The sequence below is a fragment of the Saccharopolyspora thermophila genome (genome assembly GCF_014646075.1).
Lineage (GTDB): Bacteria > Actinomycetota > Actinomycetes > Mycobacteriales > Pseudonocardiaceae > Saccharopolyspora > Saccharopolyspora thermophila.
The window spans coordinates 161783-177110 of record NZ_BMMT01000003.1 but is presented as its reverse complement, the minus strand read 5'-3'; the positions used below and the strand labels follow the sequence as shown (position 1 = coordinate 177110).

The 15328-nt window shown below is 71.8% G+C and carries 17 protein-coding genes and 1 tRNA gene; 11 read left to right on the top strand and 7 right to left on the bottom strand.

What is annotated here, in order from left to right:
- Window positions 1–50 precede the first annotated feature (50 nt).
- Window positions 51–1334, bottom strand: a complete 1284-nt coding sequence (locus IEY17_RS07010) for an ArgE/DapE family deacylase (RefSeq protein ID WP_229679909.1) — start codon at window positions 1332–1334, stop codon at window positions 51–53.
- A gap of 58 nt (window positions 1335–1392) precedes the next feature.
- On the opposite strand from IEY17_RS07010, the gene IEY17_RS07005 reads away from it, so the two are divergent.
- Both IEY17_RS07005 and IEY17_RS07000 read left to right on the top strand, forming a co-directional pair.
- A complete protein-coding gene (locus IEY17_RS07005; RefSeq protein ID WP_229679908.1) occupies window positions 1393–1854 on the top strand; it encodes a universal stress protein in 462 nt (153 codons plus the stop codon).
- A 98-nt stretch (window positions 1855–1952) separates the two neighbouring features.
- Window positions 1953–2162, top strand: coding sequence for a hypothetical protein (locus IEY17_RS07000; RefSeq protein ID WP_188986466.1), 210 nt, complete (start codon window positions 1953–1955; stop codon window positions 2160–2162).
- A gap of 61 nt (window positions 2163–2223) precedes the next feature.
- Here IEY17_RS07000 and IEY17_RS25755 read toward each other — a convergent pair whose 3' ends face one another.
- The gene (locus IEY17_RS25755) at window positions 2224–4437 is read right to left on the bottom strand and encodes a TNT domain-containing protein (RefSeq protein WP_188986465.1); all 2214 of its coding nucleotides are present in this window, start codon (window positions 4435–4437) and stop codon (window positions 2224–2226) included.
- A 347-nt stretch (window positions 4438–4784) separates the two neighbouring features.
- Between IEY17_RS25755 and IEY17_RS06990 the strand changes: the two genes are divergently transcribed.
- From IEY17_RS06990 to IEY17_RS06975, 4 genes are read left to right on the top strand one after another with little or no spacing between them, the layout of a single operon-like run.
- Window positions 4785–5972 carry an MFS transporter gene (locus IEY17_RS06990; RefSeq protein ID WP_188986464.1) on the top strand — a complete coding sequence of 396 codons (1188 nt, stop codon included), beginning with the start codon at window positions 4785–4787 and terminating at the stop codon, window positions 5970–5972.
- Window positions 5969–6955: a DMT family transporter gene (locus IEY17_RS06985; protein ID WP_229679907.1), complete on the top strand. Its 987-nt coding sequence runs from the start codon at window positions 5969–5971 to the stop codon at window positions 6953–6955. The genes IEY17_RS06990 and IEY17_RS06985 overlap by 4 nt, the downstream gene beginning before the upstream one ends.
- Window positions 6956–6961: 6 nt before the next feature.
- Window positions 6962–7813 carry a bifunctional methylenetetrahydrofolate dehydrogenase/methenyltetrahydrofolate cyclohydrolase gene (locus tag IEY17_RS06980; protein WP_188986463.1) on the top strand — a complete coding sequence of 284 codons (852 nt, stop codon included), beginning with the start codon at window positions 6962–6964 and terminating at the stop codon, window positions 7811–7813.
- 57 nt (window positions 7814–7870) lie between these two features.
- Complete coding sequence (locus IEY17_RS06975) at window positions 7871–8164, top strand: DUF3017 domain-containing protein (protein WP_188986462.1); 294 nt, start codon at window positions 7871–7873, stop codon at window positions 8162–8164.
- An 83-nt stretch (window positions 8165–8247) separates the two neighbouring features.
- Here IEY17_RS06975 and IEY17_RS06970 read toward each other — a convergent pair whose 3' ends face one another.
- The 4 genes from IEY17_RS06970 to IEY17_RS06955 form a co-directional block, all read right to left on the bottom strand.
- On the bottom strand, window positions 8248–9087 hold the full coding sequence (locus tag IEY17_RS06970) for a DUF4253 domain-containing protein (protein WP_229679906.1): 840 nt from the start codon (window positions 9085–9087) through the stop codon (window positions 8248–8250).
- Between the two features lie 726 nt (window positions 9088–9813).
- Window positions 9814–10014 carry a DUF1918 domain-containing protein gene (locus IEY17_RS06965; RefSeq protein WP_188986460.1) on the bottom strand — a complete coding sequence of 67 codons (201 nt, stop codon included), beginning with the start codon at window positions 10012–10014 and terminating at the stop codon, window positions 9814–9816.
- Window positions 10015–10103: 89 nt separating this feature from the next.
- Window positions 10104–10532 (bottom strand): hypothetical protein, encoded by a 429-nt coding sequence (locus IEY17_RS06960; protein ID WP_188986459.1) that lies wholly within the window; start codon window positions 10530–10532, stop codon window positions 10104–10106.
- A 110-nt stretch (window positions 10533–10642) separates the two neighbouring features.
- Window positions 10643–11473: a metal-dependent hydrolase gene (locus IEY17_RS06955; protein WP_188986458.1), complete on the bottom strand. Its 831-nt coding sequence runs from the start codon at window positions 11471–11473 to the stop codon at window positions 10643–10645.
- A gap of 206 nt (window positions 11474–11679) precedes the next feature.
- On the opposite strand from IEY17_RS06955, the gene IEY17_RS06950 reads away from it, so the two are divergent.
- The 3 genes from IEY17_RS06950 (at window position 11680) to IEY17_RS06940 (ending at window position 13761) form a co-directional block, all read left to right on the top strand.
- A complete protein-coding gene (locus IEY17_RS06950) occupies window positions 11680–12900 on the top strand; it encodes an NADP-dependent isocitrate dehydrogenase (protein ID WP_188986457.1) in 1221 nt (406 codons plus the stop codon).
- A 334-nt stretch (window positions 12901–13234) separates the two neighbouring features.
- Entirely contained in the window at window positions 13235–13543 is a 309-nt protein-coding gene (locus IEY17_RS06945) for an SH3 domain-containing protein (RefSeq protein ID WP_188986456.1), read from the top strand.
- A 143-nt stretch (window positions 13544–13686) separates the two neighbouring features.
- Window positions 13687–13761 (top strand) — tRNA-Val (locus IEY17_RS06940).
- Here IEY17_RS06940 and IEY17_RS06935 read toward each other — a convergent pair.
- Entirely contained in the window at window positions 13732–13917 is a 186-nt protein-coding gene (locus tag IEY17_RS06935) for a hypothetical protein (RefSeq protein WP_188986455.1), read from the bottom strand. The genes IEY17_RS06940 and IEY17_RS06935 overlap by 30 nt on opposite strands.
- Before the next feature lie 282 nt (window positions 13918–14199).
- On the opposite strand from IEY17_RS06935, the gene IEY17_RS06930 reads away from it, so the two are divergent.
- On the top strand, window positions 14200–14703 hold the full coding sequence (locus tag IEY17_RS06930; RefSeq protein WP_188986454.1) for an RICIN domain-containing protein: 504 nt from the start codon (window positions 14200–14202) through the stop codon (window positions 14701–14703).
- A 307-nt stretch (window positions 14704–15010) separates the two neighbouring features.
- Window positions 15011–15328 (top strand): hypothetical protein, encoded by a 318-nt coding sequence (locus tag IEY17_RS06925; protein WP_188986453.1) that lies wholly within the window; start codon window positions 15011–15013, stop codon window positions 15326–15328.

Below are 15328 nucleotides of genomic sequence, written 5' to 3'. Positions count from 1 at the left end.
CCCAATTTTCGGCGAATTTGAAAGGCTTGCCGCGGCGCGCGTGTCGGGTGCTACGCCTGCACCACGCCGCACCGGCGGATGGCCAGGAGGGCGTAGGTGCGGGCCGCCTGTTCCAGCTCGGCGATCGGGACGTGCTCGTCGTGGGCGTGCGCGCAGCGGACGTCGCCGGGACCGTACTGCAGCGTCGGGATTCCGGCGGCCGCGTACAGACGCAGGTCCGTCCCGTAGGGCGCGCCCACCACGGCGGGTTCGGCGGCTCCGGCATCGACGACGGCGGAGCGGGTTTCGCCGAGCAGCGGGTGTCCTTCGGGCAGGCGTCCGCTGGCGAACATCCCGCCCGGCCAGCTGACCCGCACCGGGTGTTCGGCCAGCCACGGGTCCACCGCGCAGGCGCGCGCGATGGCGTCGGTGAACTCGGCCTGGGCGTCGGCGATGGACTCGTCGAGTCGCACCCCGTAGCGGCCCTCGGCAATGGCCAGATCGGGCACCGTGCTGGCCCAGTCACCGACCCGCACCAGGCCGACCGACAGCGGGTACGGCACCTCCAGGTGGGCGACCAGCGGGTCGGGGTCGGCGTTGCGGCGGGCTTCCAGATCCCGCAGCACCGGCAGCAGCCCGGCGAGCTTGTCCAGGGCGCTCACACCGCGGTACCGGGTCGATCCGTGGGTGCCCTGGCCGGCGATCTCGAGGCGGAAGGTGAGCGATCCGCCGTTGGCGGTGACGATCGTGCCCGAGCTGGGTTCGGCCAGGACGCAGGCGGCACCGCGGTGGCCGCGCCGCAGGGTCGCAAACGCCCCGAGCCCACCGTCCTCCTCGCCGACGACCGTGTGCACGGCCAGCGGCCGGGCGAGTTCGATGCCTGCGGTCCGCAGGGCGTGCAACGCCCCGAAGATCGCGGCCAGGCCGCCCTTCATGTCGCAGGTGCCGCGCCCGGCTGCGGTGTCGCCGTCGACGCGCAGCGCATACGAATCCCGGTTGGGCCAGCGGTCGAGGTCCCCGGGAGGCACCACGTCGGTGTGCCCGCAGAACACGAGCGCGGGTTCGGTGCCGTCGCCGCTCACCCCGACGCAGCCGTGGGCGATGTCGCGGTCGGCCTCCTGGCCGGGGAAGTCGTCGTGCTCGGCGAGTTCGCGGACATCGATGCGCCAGTGGTCCACCCGGTAGCCGAGGGAGGCGAGCTTGTCGGCGCACCACTGCTGGGCGTCGTGCTCGCCCACGGTGCCACCGACGCTGGGGATCGCGACTAGTTCCCGCAGATCTTCCAGGATGCTCTTCGCGTCCACCGCATCCAGCGCGCGACGTTCCAGGTCAGAGGGGATCGGTGCGGCGGTCACGTGTCGAGTGTGTCGCATGCGTCCAACTTCCCGGCGCGGGGGCCACTACCATTCCCGCGTGGCCGAAGGCGACAGGACCGAGCGGGAATTCGAGATCGGCAAGGACGGGCTGGGCGGCATCGTCGTGGGCATGGACGGCAGCCCGGCCAGCTTCCACGCCGCGGCGTGGGCGGCCGGCCTGGCGAGGCGGGAGCGCGCCCGCCTGGTGCTGGTCTACGTCGAGGCGGTGGGCGGCGTCGCCTACTGGTCACCGATGGGCGTCGCAGTGGCCAGCGAGGCGGCCGAAAGCCTGGTGGAGGAGTTGAAGAAGGAGGTCGTGTCGCATCTGAAGTGGGTGGACATCGACTGGGACTTCGTGCACCACCGCGGTGATCCGGCGGTCGGCCTGGAGCAGGTGGCCGAGCAGTACCGGGCCGACCTGATCGTGGTGGGACGTTCCCGCCGCCGGGGTGGTCTGCTCGGCACGGTGCCCGCCACCCTGGTGGTCGAAGCGGTGCGTCCGGTCGTCGTGGTGCCGTGACGGTCCGCCTGCCGGTGGGGGCCGGGGCGAAGCCGGACGACCCCCGGTAGTCGCGCTGCCACGGACAAGTCGGTGCGGAGTTGGCACACGCGTCCACGATGGACGGTTGCAGCCTGCTGGGGTCGAGTTTTGTCGACTGCCGCCTGGGGGCCTGGGTGTTGGGCGAGACGGATCTGACGCTGGTCGGCATGGGCCGCGCCGACCTGCGCGGGCTGGACCTGCGCGGCATCCGGTTCCCGCGAGGCGCCCGCATCGACACGGTGACCGCCCTGGCGTTCGCCGCCGCGCACGGCCTCCGCGTCGACTGACCGCACCGACGACAGGGCGCCCCCGACCGCGCGTCGGGGGCGCCCGCGAGCTGGGCCCGGATCACTCCATGGGCGGGCGCTCGGTGGCCGGCATCTCGGCGAGGGTGCCGTCCGCAAGCAGGTCGCTGATCGGTGCCGGCAGCACGAACGCCGTGCCGCCACCCGGCTGCTCGAACCACGGGACCGCCGTGCCGCGCAGCGCCTGGATCGGGCGTTGGACGCGGTAGGCGAAGTACGAGCGGTTCGCCCACTGCGGCGGCAGCGACCGGTGCGTGTAGGGCGTGCGCATGGCGTAGGTGACGTTGCCGTTCGGCTCGCCGAAGCGGTCCAGTTCAGTGCCGGGCTGCAGCATGACCACCCGCCGGTCCCGGTACAGGGTCAGCGGCGGTTCACCGCTGAGCGGCTGGATCTGCTGGCCCTGCGGCGGACGCGGCGGCCCGGGCGGGCCCTGCCGGTGCGGCCCGGCCATGCCGGGGCCGCCGGGGCCCGGACGCCGCTCCGCACCGCCGACCGGCGCCTGCGCGGGACCGCCCGGCGGCACCGGGGCTCCGCTCTCCCGGCGCGGCTGGCGCTTGGGCAGCGGCGGCGGCGCACCCGGTCCACCGGCGGCCGGGACAGCGGGCTGCCCAACCGGCGGTGACGGCGGGGACGTTGGCGGGGCCGCCGGAGGCGGCGCGGGACGGTCCAGACGCGGGCCGGGCTGGAACCGGGTGGCGTCGTCGCCCGGTTGGGCTGCCGGGTCCTGGAACGGCGGTTCCGGAGGGGTGCTCGGCAACTCCGGGTCCTGGTTCGCGGTGAACAGCGGGTTCCCGCCGGTCTGCGGGGGTTCCGGAGCCGGTGGTGCCGCCGGGGGTTCCGCGGCGGCCGGAGGTTGCGGTGCCGCCGGCGGTTCCGGCGCGGGGACCGGCGGTTCCGGCGCGGGGGCCGGAGCCGGGGCCAGGGGTACCGCGGCCGGCGGGCGGTCCATCAGCAGGCTGCCCAGCAGGTACGCGGCCGCGTGATCGACGCGGGCGAAGCGCACGTCCCCGCCGCCGTCCGCGCCGGCGGTGACGACCCAGTCCGCACCCTCCTGGACCAGGCAGCGCGCGGTCGGGCTGTGGCTGCCGACCCGGTAGGCGTCGCCGTCGACGCGGTAATCAGTGAGCCGGTCGTGCAGGGTGGCCAGCACTTCCTGGGTGTCCGGTGCCTCGGGCTCCTCGAGCACGTGCCGGGAGCCGCCGGGCTGGGCCGGTTCGTCGAGCACCGGCTCCGGCTCGGCCGGGGCGGTCGCCTCGACCTGCGGCCCCGGTTCGGCGGGCGCTTCCGGTTCGGCGCGCTCGGTGCGCGCGTCGGCACGCCGGTCCCGCAGTTCCGCGGCGGCCCGGTCCAGGGTGTCGCGGTCGACCTCGGGCAGCTGGAACCCGCGGTCGCGGATGTGCTGCACCAGCTCGGATTCCGGTGGCAGGCCGTACTGGGCGAGGTAGAAGGCCACCGAGCCGGGCCACAGCCACCTGCCGTCGGTGTGCCAGGCCCCGGGGACGGTGGTGGGCCGCTCCGGGTCGAGCTGGTCCTCCTCGTTCTCCTCGGCGCCGAGGACGACCGGGGCGTTCTCCAGGTACTGACGCAGCGCGCCGGCCTCGTCCGCCGCGACGGGCGGGCGTGTGGCGACCACCGGGCGGCCCTGGTCGTCGTAGTCGTCGAAGACGTTGGCGATGCGCAGCTCCGCGGTGCTCGGCTCCGGCACCGGCGGCGAGGGGAGGACGGGGTCGGGGGTGGGGTCGACCGGCGCCTCGGCGACCGGGGTGTCGGTCACGTCGGCGGACGGGGTGTCGGCCGGGGCGACGGGCTGCTGCGGCTGGGCGGTACCGTCGAGGCGTTCCCGCATCCAGTCGGGGATGTTCTCCTCGGCGCGCGGGTAGCGGCGCAGCTCGTCGATGTACGCGGCGCGCGGCAGCGGGCGCTGCCAGCGCGGCTCGGAGTCGAAGTTGATATCGATCCGGTAGCTCGACGGGCGCTCGACGACGTAGAGGGCGCTCAGCCAGGTCCCCACGTCGGGCCGGTACATGCCCTCGCGCAGCCGCTCGAAGATGTCCTGCAGCTCGGCCGGCGGCTCCCAGGGGCGGGAACTGCCGTCCTGCCCGGCAACCTCACCCAGCAGGTCGTGGTACTCACCGGTGGCGCGGTACTCCACCGTGATCTCCTGCCAGTCCTCCGGAGCGGCCTGTAACAGCACAACCCCGATCCGCCGGGCTATCTGCTCCTGCTCTTCCGGACTGATCGCTGTCGGACGCGACATGGGTGACATCCTCCCCCTCTCGACGAGGCAACCCGACTCCACCCTGCCAAGACGCTACTCGACGCGCGCCCCGCCATGTGCGCTGCGGGCGAGTTCGGTGCCGTCGATCCAGGACACGTGCCCATTTCCAAGATCGTGATCACTGCCTGCGGTGATCACGTCACAAAGCCTGCCCGCTGAGCGGCCGAAGAAACATCACACCACCAGGTGGAATGGATCAGCGGTGCGGATGCTGCGGTGGACGGTCGGCGGAAAACGAGTAGCGGTACGGCTGTGCCAGAAGCCACAGTGATCGGGTGCTGCGCCCCTACCGTCTACTCGCGTCGGTTCCGCACGCGCCGAGTCTCATGTTCTTCAGCCTCCTTGGCCGCCTGCACATGCCGGGCATCTCGATCGTGCTGGCGTTCCTGGTCGTGGACTGGACCGGCTCCTACGCCGTCGGCGGTGTGGTGGGCGGCACGATCACCATCGGACAGACGGTGGCCGGGCCGATGCGCGGCCGCGCGGCCGACCGGAGTTCGGCGTCGAAGCTGTTGGTGCTGACCGGGTTGCTGTCCGGGCTGGGCATGGCCGCGATCGTCGTGGTGACGCAGCTGCTGGACCCGGCGCGCTGGTGGCTGGTGCTCCCGGTGGCGCTGCTGACCGGGCTGGCGCACCCGCCGATCACGCAGGTGGGGCGCGCGATGTGGCCGCATCTGTGCACCGGTCCGTCGCGGGAGGCCGCGTACGCGGTGGAGGCCACGCTGCAGGAGTTGCTGTTCGTGGTGACGCCGACGCTGGCCGCGTTCACCGTGGCGCTGTGGGGTGCGGTGACCGCGATGGTGGCGGTCGCGGTGTGGGCGGCGGTCGGTCCGGTGCTGTTCGCGGGCGCGTTGTGGCGCGCCGGGTTGCGCGACGCGATGGGCGGCGGCGCGGGCGGGGCCGGCGGGGTCGGTGTGCTGTTCCGGGTGCCCGGTTTCACGGCGCTGCTGGCTTTCCTGGGTTTGCTGGTGGGTGGCCTGATCTCGATCGACCTGGTGCTGGTCGGCTGGGCACGCGGGCAGGGAGCGCCGGAGCTGGCCGGGGTGCTGGCGACCGTGTGGGCGGTCGGCTCGCTGATCGGGGGCCTGGTGATGGGCGGGGTGTCGGGGCGGCCCCGGTTGTGGTTGCGGGCGCTGCTGGCCGCCGTCGGCCTGCTGGCGCTGGTGCCGACGCTGCCACCGGTCGTCGACGTCGGCTCGCCGTGGGTGATCGGGCTGGTCCTGCTGGTCGGCGGCACGGCGGTCGCGCCGACGCTGGCCGCGAGCAACGGGCGGTTGGCGGACCTGGCGCCCGCGGCGCAGCGCAGCGAGGCGTTCGGCTGGTCCAGCAGTGCGACCACGTTGGGCGGGGCGATCGCGGCGCCGCTTGCGGGGTGGATGCTCGACATGTCGGGCCCGGCCGGGGCGGCTGCGGCGGCGGGCGGTCTGGCGCTGCTGGCCGTGGGGTTTGTCGTACATCACAGCGTCCGGACATCGCGTTCCGGCTGGTCGGCGCAGCAGACTGCGGTCACGTGACTGTTCCCCTGGTGCGACAGCAGCGTGACCGGCCCCGCGTTCGGGGCCTGGGCATGGTCGGCGCGACCGGGATCGGTGCGCTGCTGGCGGTCCAGGCGCGCATCAACGGGGCGCTCGGCGCCCGCATGGACGACGCGGTGGCCGCTGGCCTGGTCTCCTTCTTCGGTGGGTTCGTCGTGCTGCTGGTGGGCAGCGTCGTGCTGCCGCAGGCACGTCGCGGTGCACGCAACCTCGTCGCGGAGCTGCGTCGGCCCGGCGGGCTTCGCTGGTGGCAGTGCCTCGGTGGGGTGTGCGGCGGGTACCTGGTGTTCAGCCACGGGATGGCGGCGACAGTGCTGGGCGTCGCGATGTTCACGGTGGCCGTGGTCGCCGGGCAGGTCACCAGCGGGTTGGTCGTGGACCGGCTGGGACTGGGGCCGGCCGGGCCGCAGCGGGTGACCGCGACGCGGCTGCTGGGCGCGGGGCTGGCCGTGGTGGCGGTGGTGATCGCGGTCTCGGCGAAGCTGCGTGGGACCGAGGGGAGCTGGTTGGTGCTGCTGCCGGCGCTGGCCGGGCTCGGTCTCGGCTGGCAGGCGGCGGTCAACGGGCGGATGAAGCAGGCCGCTGATTCGGCGGTGTTCGCGGCCACGGTGAACTTCGGCGTCGGCATGGTCGCGCTGGCGGTGGCCTTCGCGGTGGAGGTCGTGCTGCGCGGGTTCCCCGCCTTCCCGGCCGAGGTGTGGCTGTACACCGGGGGACTCCTGGGCATCTTCGTGATCGGCGGGTCGGTGGCGCTGGTTCGCGTGACCGGGGTGCTGGTGCTCAGCCTCGGCATGATCGCCGGGCAGCTGGTGGGGGCGCTGGTGCTGGACGTGTTCGCCCCGGCGACCGGTGCGGGTGTCCCCGCGTCCACTGTGGTCGGTGTCCTGCTGACGCTGCTGGCGGTCGGTGTGGCCGCAATGCCGGACCGGGCGGGACGGGCCGCGCGCCGTCTGCCACGATGAACAGCCGTGAGTGCGACGATTCTCGACGGTAAGGCCACCAAGGACGCGATTTTCGAGGAGCTGCGGCCCAGGGTCGCCCGGCTCGTCGAGCAGGGGCAGGCCCCCGGGCTGGCGACGGTGCTGGTCGGTGACGACCCGGCTTCGCACTCGTACGTGCGCGCCAAGCACAACGACTGCGCGAAGGTGGGCATCACCTCGATCCGCAAGGAGCTGCCCGCCGACGCCACCCGGGCCGACGTCGAGGCGGTGCTCGACGAGCTCAACGCCGATCCGGCCTGCACGGGCTATATCGTGCAGCTGCCGCTGCCCCGGCACCTCGACGCGGGCCCGCTGCTGGAACGCATTGCCCCGGAGAAGGACGCCGACGGGCTGCACCCGATCAACCTCGGCCGCCTGGTGCTCGGCGAGCAGGCGCCGCTGCCGTGCACGCCGCGCGGCATCATCGAGCTGCTGCGCCGCTACGACGTGCCGCTGGCCGGTGCGCGGGTGGCGGTGGTCGGCCGCGGCATCACCGTCGGGCGGCCGATCGGTCTGCTGCTGACGCGGCGCAGCGAGAACGCCACCGTCACGCTCTGCCACACCGGCACCAAGGACCTGGCGGCGGAGGTGAGCCGCGCCGACGTGGTGGTGGCCGCCGCCGGCAAGCCGCACCTGATCACGCCGGACATGGTCAAGCCGGGCGCGGCGGTGCTGGACGTCGGGGTCACCCGCACCGACGCCGGACTGTCGGGGGACGTGCACCCGGACGTCGCAAAGGTCGCCGGGTACCTGTCGCCGAACCCGGGCGGTATCGGCCCGATGACCCGGGCGATGCTGCTGACCAACGTGGTCGAGGCCGCCGAGCGCCGCGCGGGCTGACGGGGTTTCCGAGTGAAACCGACGCGTTTTCCGGTGCAGGACCACGGGAGGGACGGCGTGGGAGATCGGTTCGGCGGCAGGTCACGTCTGCCGGTGCACGTGCCGTTCGCCCTGGTCGGGGCGGTGGGCCTGATCGGTCTGCTGCTCGTGGCGATGCAGCACTGGCGGCGCGGCGCGGTGATGCTCGGGGTCGCGCTGCTGCTCGCGGCGTTCCTGCGCGTCGTGGTGCCGCAGGAACGGGCCGGGCTGCTGGCGATCCGCAGCCGCGTTGTCGACCTGGTGCTCTACAGCGGGTTCGGCCTGGTGATCATCGCGGTGGCGATGACCATCCGCGGCGGCCTGTTCGGCTGAGCGGCCGTGGCGAGCCGACCAGCCGGTCCGTGCGGATTCCCGTCCAGGCTGGGGAGAGGGGGTACCCTGCACCGGGGTGCCTGTCACTCCCACCAGAACGACCAGGTACGGCGGCCGCGGATTTCCTGCGCGTACGCCGAGATGCTGCCCGTCTCCTGCAGGATGCGGTCCGGGCAGAAGGTCCAGTGCTCGGCCGCGACCGCGGCGGCGTGGTCCGCGTCCTGCGGCGGCGCCGCCACGCTCAGATCCAGCCGGTCCGGGCCCAGTCGCAGCAGCCGGGCCCCGAACCGGTCCTCCCAGCTGCGCGCCATCGCCGACAGCCCCGCGGTGCGCGACACGTGGTTGGCCGCGCCCGACCAGCCCAGCGCGGTCAGCACGTCCGCGCCGCGGCGCACCGGAACCAGCGCCAGCCGGGTGTTGTCGTCGATGAACCGCGGCAGCTGCTGGTTGGCCAGGATGTCCGGGTCCGCCAGCAGGTTCCCGGCCGGCGCCGGGCCGGGGCAGTGGTAGTCGAAGGGCGCCAGCACGTCGAGGTCGTAGGCCGGGCCGAGGTCGTCGTCGGCCTGCACCAGGCCGTCCCAGATCCGCGTCATCACGTCCACGACGCGCCACCGGTCGATGTGCTCCAGCGGCTCGGGCGGGACCACACCGACCGTGCAGCGCTCGCCGTACACCTCGTCGTTGTCGCACAGCAGCAACGGCCACAACCCGGTGGTGGGGTGCTCGGCGCGCAGCGCGGCGACCAGTTGCGGCGACGGTGCCTCGTCGCTGACCCAGCACAGCGGTGTCGGGTTGTCGGCGAGCGCCGTCTGCTCGGTGAGGATCTCGCCGGGCGGGAGCGGAACGGAAACCCCGGCATGGGTCCCGAAGAAAACAGCGGACAGGTCGGCCGGTGCCCCCACGTCCCGGTCGTCTCGCAACACTTCACCGCCTCCTAGCCGGACTCCCCTCATCGCGGACCACCTTAGAAGCTGTCTGCGAACTCGTTCTGCATAGGTGGTCACTTGACGCAACCGCAGACGCCGCCCGGAATGCGCCGATTCCCGGTGTGCCGCGACGCGCGTCGGAGCTGGCCTCGCCCGGGCACGCGGCTACGCCGCGGTTACGGCCGCCGCGAGCTGCGCGAGCAACGTGCCCCCCGCCACCGACGCCGTGCCCCGGCACCGTCTGTCCACTTCGGACCGCCGCGGTGCGGTGCAGCAGCTTCCAGGTGGTGACGCCGTTGAGGACCACGGCCACGGCTTCCGTGGCGTCCACTTTCCTCCGGTACCGCGACCAGGTCGGCGGTGCGGAGCACGACGTGGTCGGCCGCCGGTGCGGGGCATGGCCGCCACGCGCTACCCCGCGCGTCACCCGGTCACCCCGGGGCCGACCTCGACGATCCGGCCGATGAGGTCGCAGCCGGGCACGAACGGGGACCGGGGCTGGCCGGGTAGCGTCCGCGCAGCATCTGCACCTCGGCGAACGCCACCCGACGGCTTCGGTGCGCACCAGAACCCGGCCGCCAGGTTCCGGGGTCAGAAGCGGGATGGGCGTCGACCCGGAGCCCCTGTTCCAGGCCGAGGTGGAGTTGGTGCTCGACCAGCCCTGGGAGTGAACACGTGCAACGGGCCGGTCGGCGGCACCGACCGGCCCGACGTCGCAGCGGGTCAGTCCCCCTCGCGAGGGGTGGGCGGCTTGATCTCGCAGTCGCCGCCTGGATACACCACGCTCTCGTGGCCGTCACTGAACCGGACCCGGTACGGCGGCGCGCCGTCCTTTCCGCGGACTTCCAGGATCTCGCCGATCTTCTCGGCCTCGCCGACGTGCCTGCTGTGCACGTGGATCTTGTCACCCACGGCTGCTCTCATCACCCATCACCTCCGCGAATCCAGATTAGGTGACCCAAGCCACACCTCGCACCGGATGGCACACGGAGGTGGCGGAAGCGGCTGACGGCTCAGCCGCCGATCCGGGAGCAGGTCGTGGTCACCTGTTGGTACTTCTCCAGCTGGGCGGCGGTCCATTCGGCGCTGGATTCCAGGGTGACCTGGCCGGACGCCACCTGCTCCACCGACTTCTGCACGTCGAGCAGGTTCTGCCGCAGCGTCTGGTCCGCGGTCTGCTCGGCGAGCCGGCCGAGCTCCTCGACCTTGGCCTGCGCGTCCGCCCGCGCCTGCTGCGGATCGGCGAAGTTCGGCATGAAGCTCGCGACGTTGATCGCCTGCAGGCAGTCCCCCGCCGCGTCCAGGTTCTCCTGCGCCTGCTGGGCCTGCTCGCTGGCATTCTGCAGGCCCTGCTGGGCTTCCTGGATCTCGCCGCACGCGCCGAGGCCGACCAACAGCGGCAGCGCCAGGGCTGCCCCGACGAACTGCTTCCGAGCTCGCATCTTCCCTCCGGTGCTCCCAGCGGCACCGCCGTGGTGCCGCTCTTGCACCCTATCGACCCCGCAGCGCCCGATGGGCGAAATGTCGCATCCGATCGCCGCCCGGTACGCCGTTACGACGGGGCGATCCAGGCCATGACCTCCGGCGGCAGGTCCAGCTGTGCCAGCCAGGGGGCCGCGCCGATGCGGTAGAGCACCACCGAGCTCAGCACCAGCGCCGCGATCGTCAACCCGGGACCCACCAGCACCATCTCGACCCTGCCGCCGGTCTTCATGCGCAGTGCCTTCGGCGGCGCCACCGGGTACCAGGTCCTGCCGCCGAGCGGCACCGGCCACAGCATCGGGCAGCCCTGCTCGGTGATCGCGTCGCCGACGAAGTGCGCGACGCAGCCGATCATCACCGCCACACCGAAGGCCGCCGCGTCGGTGGGCTGGTCCCCGGCCCACGCCCAGCAGGCCAGCGTGAGCAGCAGCGACGCCGCGGTGATCAGCAGCGCGTCCTTGTTCGGGCTCCACGTGTGCAGCAGCCCGCGGACGGCCAGACCGGCGAACACGAACATCAGCACGCCCAGCGCGGTGCCCTCGCTGGTCTGCACGATGGCCGTGGTGATCAGCCCGGCCAGCACCGCGAAGACCAGGGTGTGCGTGAAGCCGCGGTGCGTGCCGTCCCGGTTGCTGTCCCGCTTGGTGCGGGTCAGCCGGTAGAGGAAGCCGCTGATGCCGCTGATGCCCGCCGACGCGCCGCGCGAGACGGCGCCGAACGTGCTGGCGACCGTCGACCTGGGGTGATCGATGTCGGGCAGCAGCGCGGCCCCGGAGGCCAGCGTGGCCCCGACCACCCAGGTCTTCGGGGATAATTGCCCTATCGCGTGCGTGTCGGCCAGGGCGGTCACCGCCGCCCAGGCGGCCAACCCGCTCATCGCGTGCGTCGGTCCGGTCGCCATGGGCACCTCCAGAGATCGCCCCGTCGAAGATCACTCGGTCGGGTATCGAGCGTAGAAGAAGATCACGACACCGCGGCTGGCCCTGCGGTAGTGGCGAACAGCGCTCCCGGCGAGGGTGGTGGTCGGCGACGGGGGCAGGGCACAATCGAACGCGTATAGCAGTACGCTTGTACCGCTTGCGTCTCGCGAGAGGAGCACCCCGCCACATGAGCAAGATCAAGGTCCAGGGCACCATTGCCGAGCTCGACGGCGATGAGATGACCCGGATCATCTGGTCCTTCATCAAGGAAAAGCTGATCCACCCGTATCTGGACATCAACCTCGACTACTACGACCTCGGCATCGAGCACCGGGACGCCACCGACGACCAGGTCACGGTCGACGCGGCCAACGCCATTGCCAAGCACGGCGTGGGTGTGAAGTGTGCCACCATCACCCCGGACGAGGCCCGCGTGGCGGAGTTCGGCCTGAAGAAGATGTGGCGGAGCCCCAACGGCACGATCCGCAACATCCTCGGCGGCGTCATCTTCCGCGAGCCGATCGTCATCTCCAACATCCCGCGCTACGTCCCCACCTGGACGAAGCCGATCGTCATCGGCCGCCACGCGCACGGCGACCAGTACAAGGCCAGCGACTTCAAGGTCCCCGGCCCGGGCACCGTCACCCTGACCTACACGCCGGAGGACGGCGGCGAGCCGATCGAGTTCGAGGTCGCCAAGTTCGGCGAGGACGGCGGCGTCGCGATGGGCATGTACAACTACCGCCGCTCCATCGAGGAGTTCGCGCGGGCGTCCTTCCGCTACGGCCTGGAGCGCGGCTTCCCGGTCTACATGTCGACCAAGAACACGATCCTCAAGGCATACGACGGCATGTTCAAGGACGTGTTCCAGGAGATCTTCGACAACGAGTTCAAGGCCGACTTCGAGGCGAAGGGCCTCACCTACGAGCACCGGCTGATCGACGACATGGTCGCCAGCGCCCTGAAGTGGGAGGGCGGCTACGTCTGGGCCTGCAAGAACTACGACGGCGACGTGCAGTCCGACACCGTGGCGCAGGGCTTCGGCTCGCTGGGACTGATGACCTCGGTGCTGATGACCGCCGACGGCAAGGTGGAGGCCGAGGCCGCGCACGGCACGGTCACCCGGCACTACCGCCAGCACCAGCAGGGCAAGCCCACCTCGACCAACCCGATCGCGTCGATCTTCGCCTGGACCCGCGGCCTGCAGCACCGCGGCAAGCTGGACTCCACCCCGGAGGTCATCGGCTTCGCCGAGACGCTGGAGAAGGTCGTCATCGAGACCGTCGAGAGCGGCCGGATGACCAAGGACCTGGCGCTGCTCGTAGGCGGCGACCAGCAGTACCAGACCACCGAGGAGTTCCTCGCGACGCTGGACGAGAACCTGCAGAAGAAGATGGCCAACCGCTGATCTTCGCCGACCCGCGAACGCCGTCCCGCCCAGGGGCGGCGTTGTCGCGTATCCGGGGCCGGTCAGGGCGCGACGACGCAGAACTCGGTGTCCTCCGGGGCGGGCGAGGACGTGCCGGTCGATCTCCGCGTCGCGGGTGCGGACCAGGGCGGCGCCCAGCGCGAGGTCCGTGCAGCGTGCGGCGATGCCACCGGGCTACCAGGCGTGCGCGGAAGCCGGGCGGGCGACACCTGACGCGTTGAACCGCTCGCGCCGACGGGTGCTTCCGGTTTCGCGGGCCCGCGACCAGGCATTACAGCTGTGGGTGACCGCACGCTCAACCAGGAGGTGTGTCGTGATCCCGGTACCCCGAACACTGCTGCTGGCCGCGACCGGCGTGCTCGGCCTGATCGCACTGACCGGCGTCGACCCGGCGACGACCAGCCTCGGTGGGGCGAAGCCGTGCACCTTCCACGTGACCGCCGACGCCCTGAACGTTCGCTCCGGGCCCAGCGTCGCGGAGCGCCGGGTCGGCTCGCTGCGGTACGGCGAGGAGGTCACCGCGACGCCAAACCTGGTCGGCGGCTTCCGCGACCTCGGCGCCGGTCGCTGGGCGGCGAACGAATTCCTCGCGCCGGTCCCCGGCAGCACCTGCGAACCCTGAGCCGACGCCGCGCCGACCGCCATGACAGCTGTCGCGGCCGACGGGAGACGCCGATGCCGTACCCACGCGCGCCCGGTCCGGGCCCAGGGGGTGCTGCGAACCGGTGATCGACCGTGGGCTAGACTCGGTGTCGAACGCAGCGAGCGCGATTAGCTCAGTGGGAGAGCGCTACCTTGACACGGTAGAGGTCACTGGTTCAATCCCAGTATCGCGCACCAGGTTTTTCCGCAGGTCAGCGGCTCTGCTCCGCCATGGGGTGCCAGCAGCCCGGAGCGGGTCATGACCAGCTTCGGCATCGGCCAGTCGCCGCGTATCGTGGCGACGGCGGGCAGCACCTGTTCGGCCTCCTCGCGCAGCTGCTCGACGACGATCACGCGGCCACCCGGCCCGGCGGCGCGCGCAGCCGGTGAGGATCTGCTGGGCGTGCGCCGCGTTCCCATCATGGAGGACGGCAGAAAGGACATGGGCGTCCGCGCCATCGTCGGCCGTCCAGGGATCTGTCCACTTCGGAGTATTCGCCTTTTCATTCCGGCGCGTACCACCCATTGTGGTGATCCAAGGGGTGCTCCGGCCCCGCCGCTGGTAGAGATCTTATTCGGATGACGGGAAATACCGTCTTCCATTCCGAAAAAGATCTTTGTTGTGGAGGGCTTGTCATGACGCGTGCACGGTGGATGCTGGGGGCGGCAGGGGCCCTGGCGACGATGGCTCTCGGTGCGGCGCTGCCCGCCTCGGCGGCTCCCGCGCCGGATGCGATCACGGAGATCACCAACGCGATCGACCGGACCAGCTGGGACGGGTCGTACCGGTACGGGCCGGTCCGGGCCACGCAGTTCTCGCCGGGCGCGACGAACAAGTGGATCCTCACGCCCAAGTACGACGGGAGCGTGACCATCCAGAACGTCGAAACCCGCCTGTGCGCGCAGCCCGAGGCATTCGTGCCCGGTGCCGAGGTCGTCACCGCGCCCTGCAACTTCAGCGACGTGCAGGACTGGCGCGTCCAGCAGCGGCCGGAAGGCACCGTGCTCAGCCCGGAGATCGCTCCGGAGCTGGCGGCCTCGGTCTACGAGATCGGCCTCCCGGGCAGCCCGGTGGTGCTCAAGCACAACCGGACGTTCGACCCGGACAGGTCGAGCATCTTCACGATCAGCCCGTTCTGAGGCGTCCCCGGGGAGGCAGGCCCGCTGGGTCGGTGCGCAGGCGCCGGCCCAGCGGGCCTTTCTCGTGCCCGGGAGCGGGCACTGTGGACAACGGGTGTCGCCCCGCGGCCCGCATTCGATCACTACATGGGGTGATCGCAGAGGTGTCGAGTGGCCCTCAGGCGCGATCTCGCCGGTAGGTTCATCCTGCTCCTGTTCAAGGAGTTGGGAAACGCGGGGAACCGGCCGCATTTCTGCCTCGCAGATCTGGTGCGCGGATTGTCCCCGACGCCTCAGGAAATGGTCGGTCTACGAAGGGAAACGGTTCATGCGTACTGCGAAGCGCCTGCTGACCGCGGTGGCTGTGGGGTTGCCGCTGCTGCTCGGAGTGGCAGGCACGGCGCTGGCCGACGACGGGCAGGGCCGCCCGGCGAAGGCTCCGAAGGCATCCCAGATCCAGAAGCGCATCCAGGAGCAGGCCCAGTCGCAGGCTGCACAGAACCACACGGTGCAGAACAACATCAACGTCTCACCGGTGACCCAGATCAACAACGGCAAGGGCGACCTGTCCGCGATGACCTGGACGCAGCAGCACAACGCCAACGGCACCGAGCAGACCGAGAGCGAGATGCAGGACGACGACTGA

Bases quoted from the DNA above. Each gene is read 5' to 3' on its own strand.
- IEY17_RS07000 (WP_188986466.1), top strand. From the start codon at position 1,953: ATGGACGGTTGCAGCCTGCTGGGGTCGAGTTTTGTCGACTGCCGCCTG.
- IEY17_RS25755 (WP_188986465.1), bottom strand. From the start codon at position 4,437: ATGTCGCGTCCGACAGCGATCAGTCCGGAAGAGCAGGAGCAGATAGCC.
- IEY17_RS06990 (WP_188986464.1), top strand. From the start codon at position 4,785: ATGTTCTTCAGCCTCCTTGGCCGCCTGCACATGCCGGGCATCTCGATC.
- IEY17_RS06965 (WP_188986460.1), bottom strand. From the start codon at position 10,014: ATGAGAGCAGCCGTGGGTGACAAGATCCACGTGCACAGCAGGCACGTC.
- IEY17_RS06960 (WP_188986459.1), bottom strand. From the start codon at position 10,532: ATGCGAGCTCGGAAGCAGTTCGTCGGGGCAGCCCTGGCGCTGCCGCTG.
- IEY17_RS06955 (WP_188986458.1), bottom strand. From the start codon at position 11,473: ATGGCGACCGGACCGACGCACGCGATGAGCGGGTTGGCCGCCTGGGCG.
- IEY17_RS06950 (WP_188986457.1), top strand. From the start codon at position 11,680: ATGAGCAAGATCAAGGTCCAGGGCACCATTGCCGAGCTCGACGGCGAT.
- IEY17_RS06930 (WP_188986454.1), top strand. From the start codon at position 14,200: ATGACGCGTGCACGGTGGATGCTGGGGGCGGCAGGGGCCCTGGCGACG.
- IEY17_RS06925 (WP_188986453.1), top strand. From the start codon at position 15,011: ATGCGTACTGCGAAGCGCCTGCTGACCGCGGTGGCTGTGGGGTTGCCG.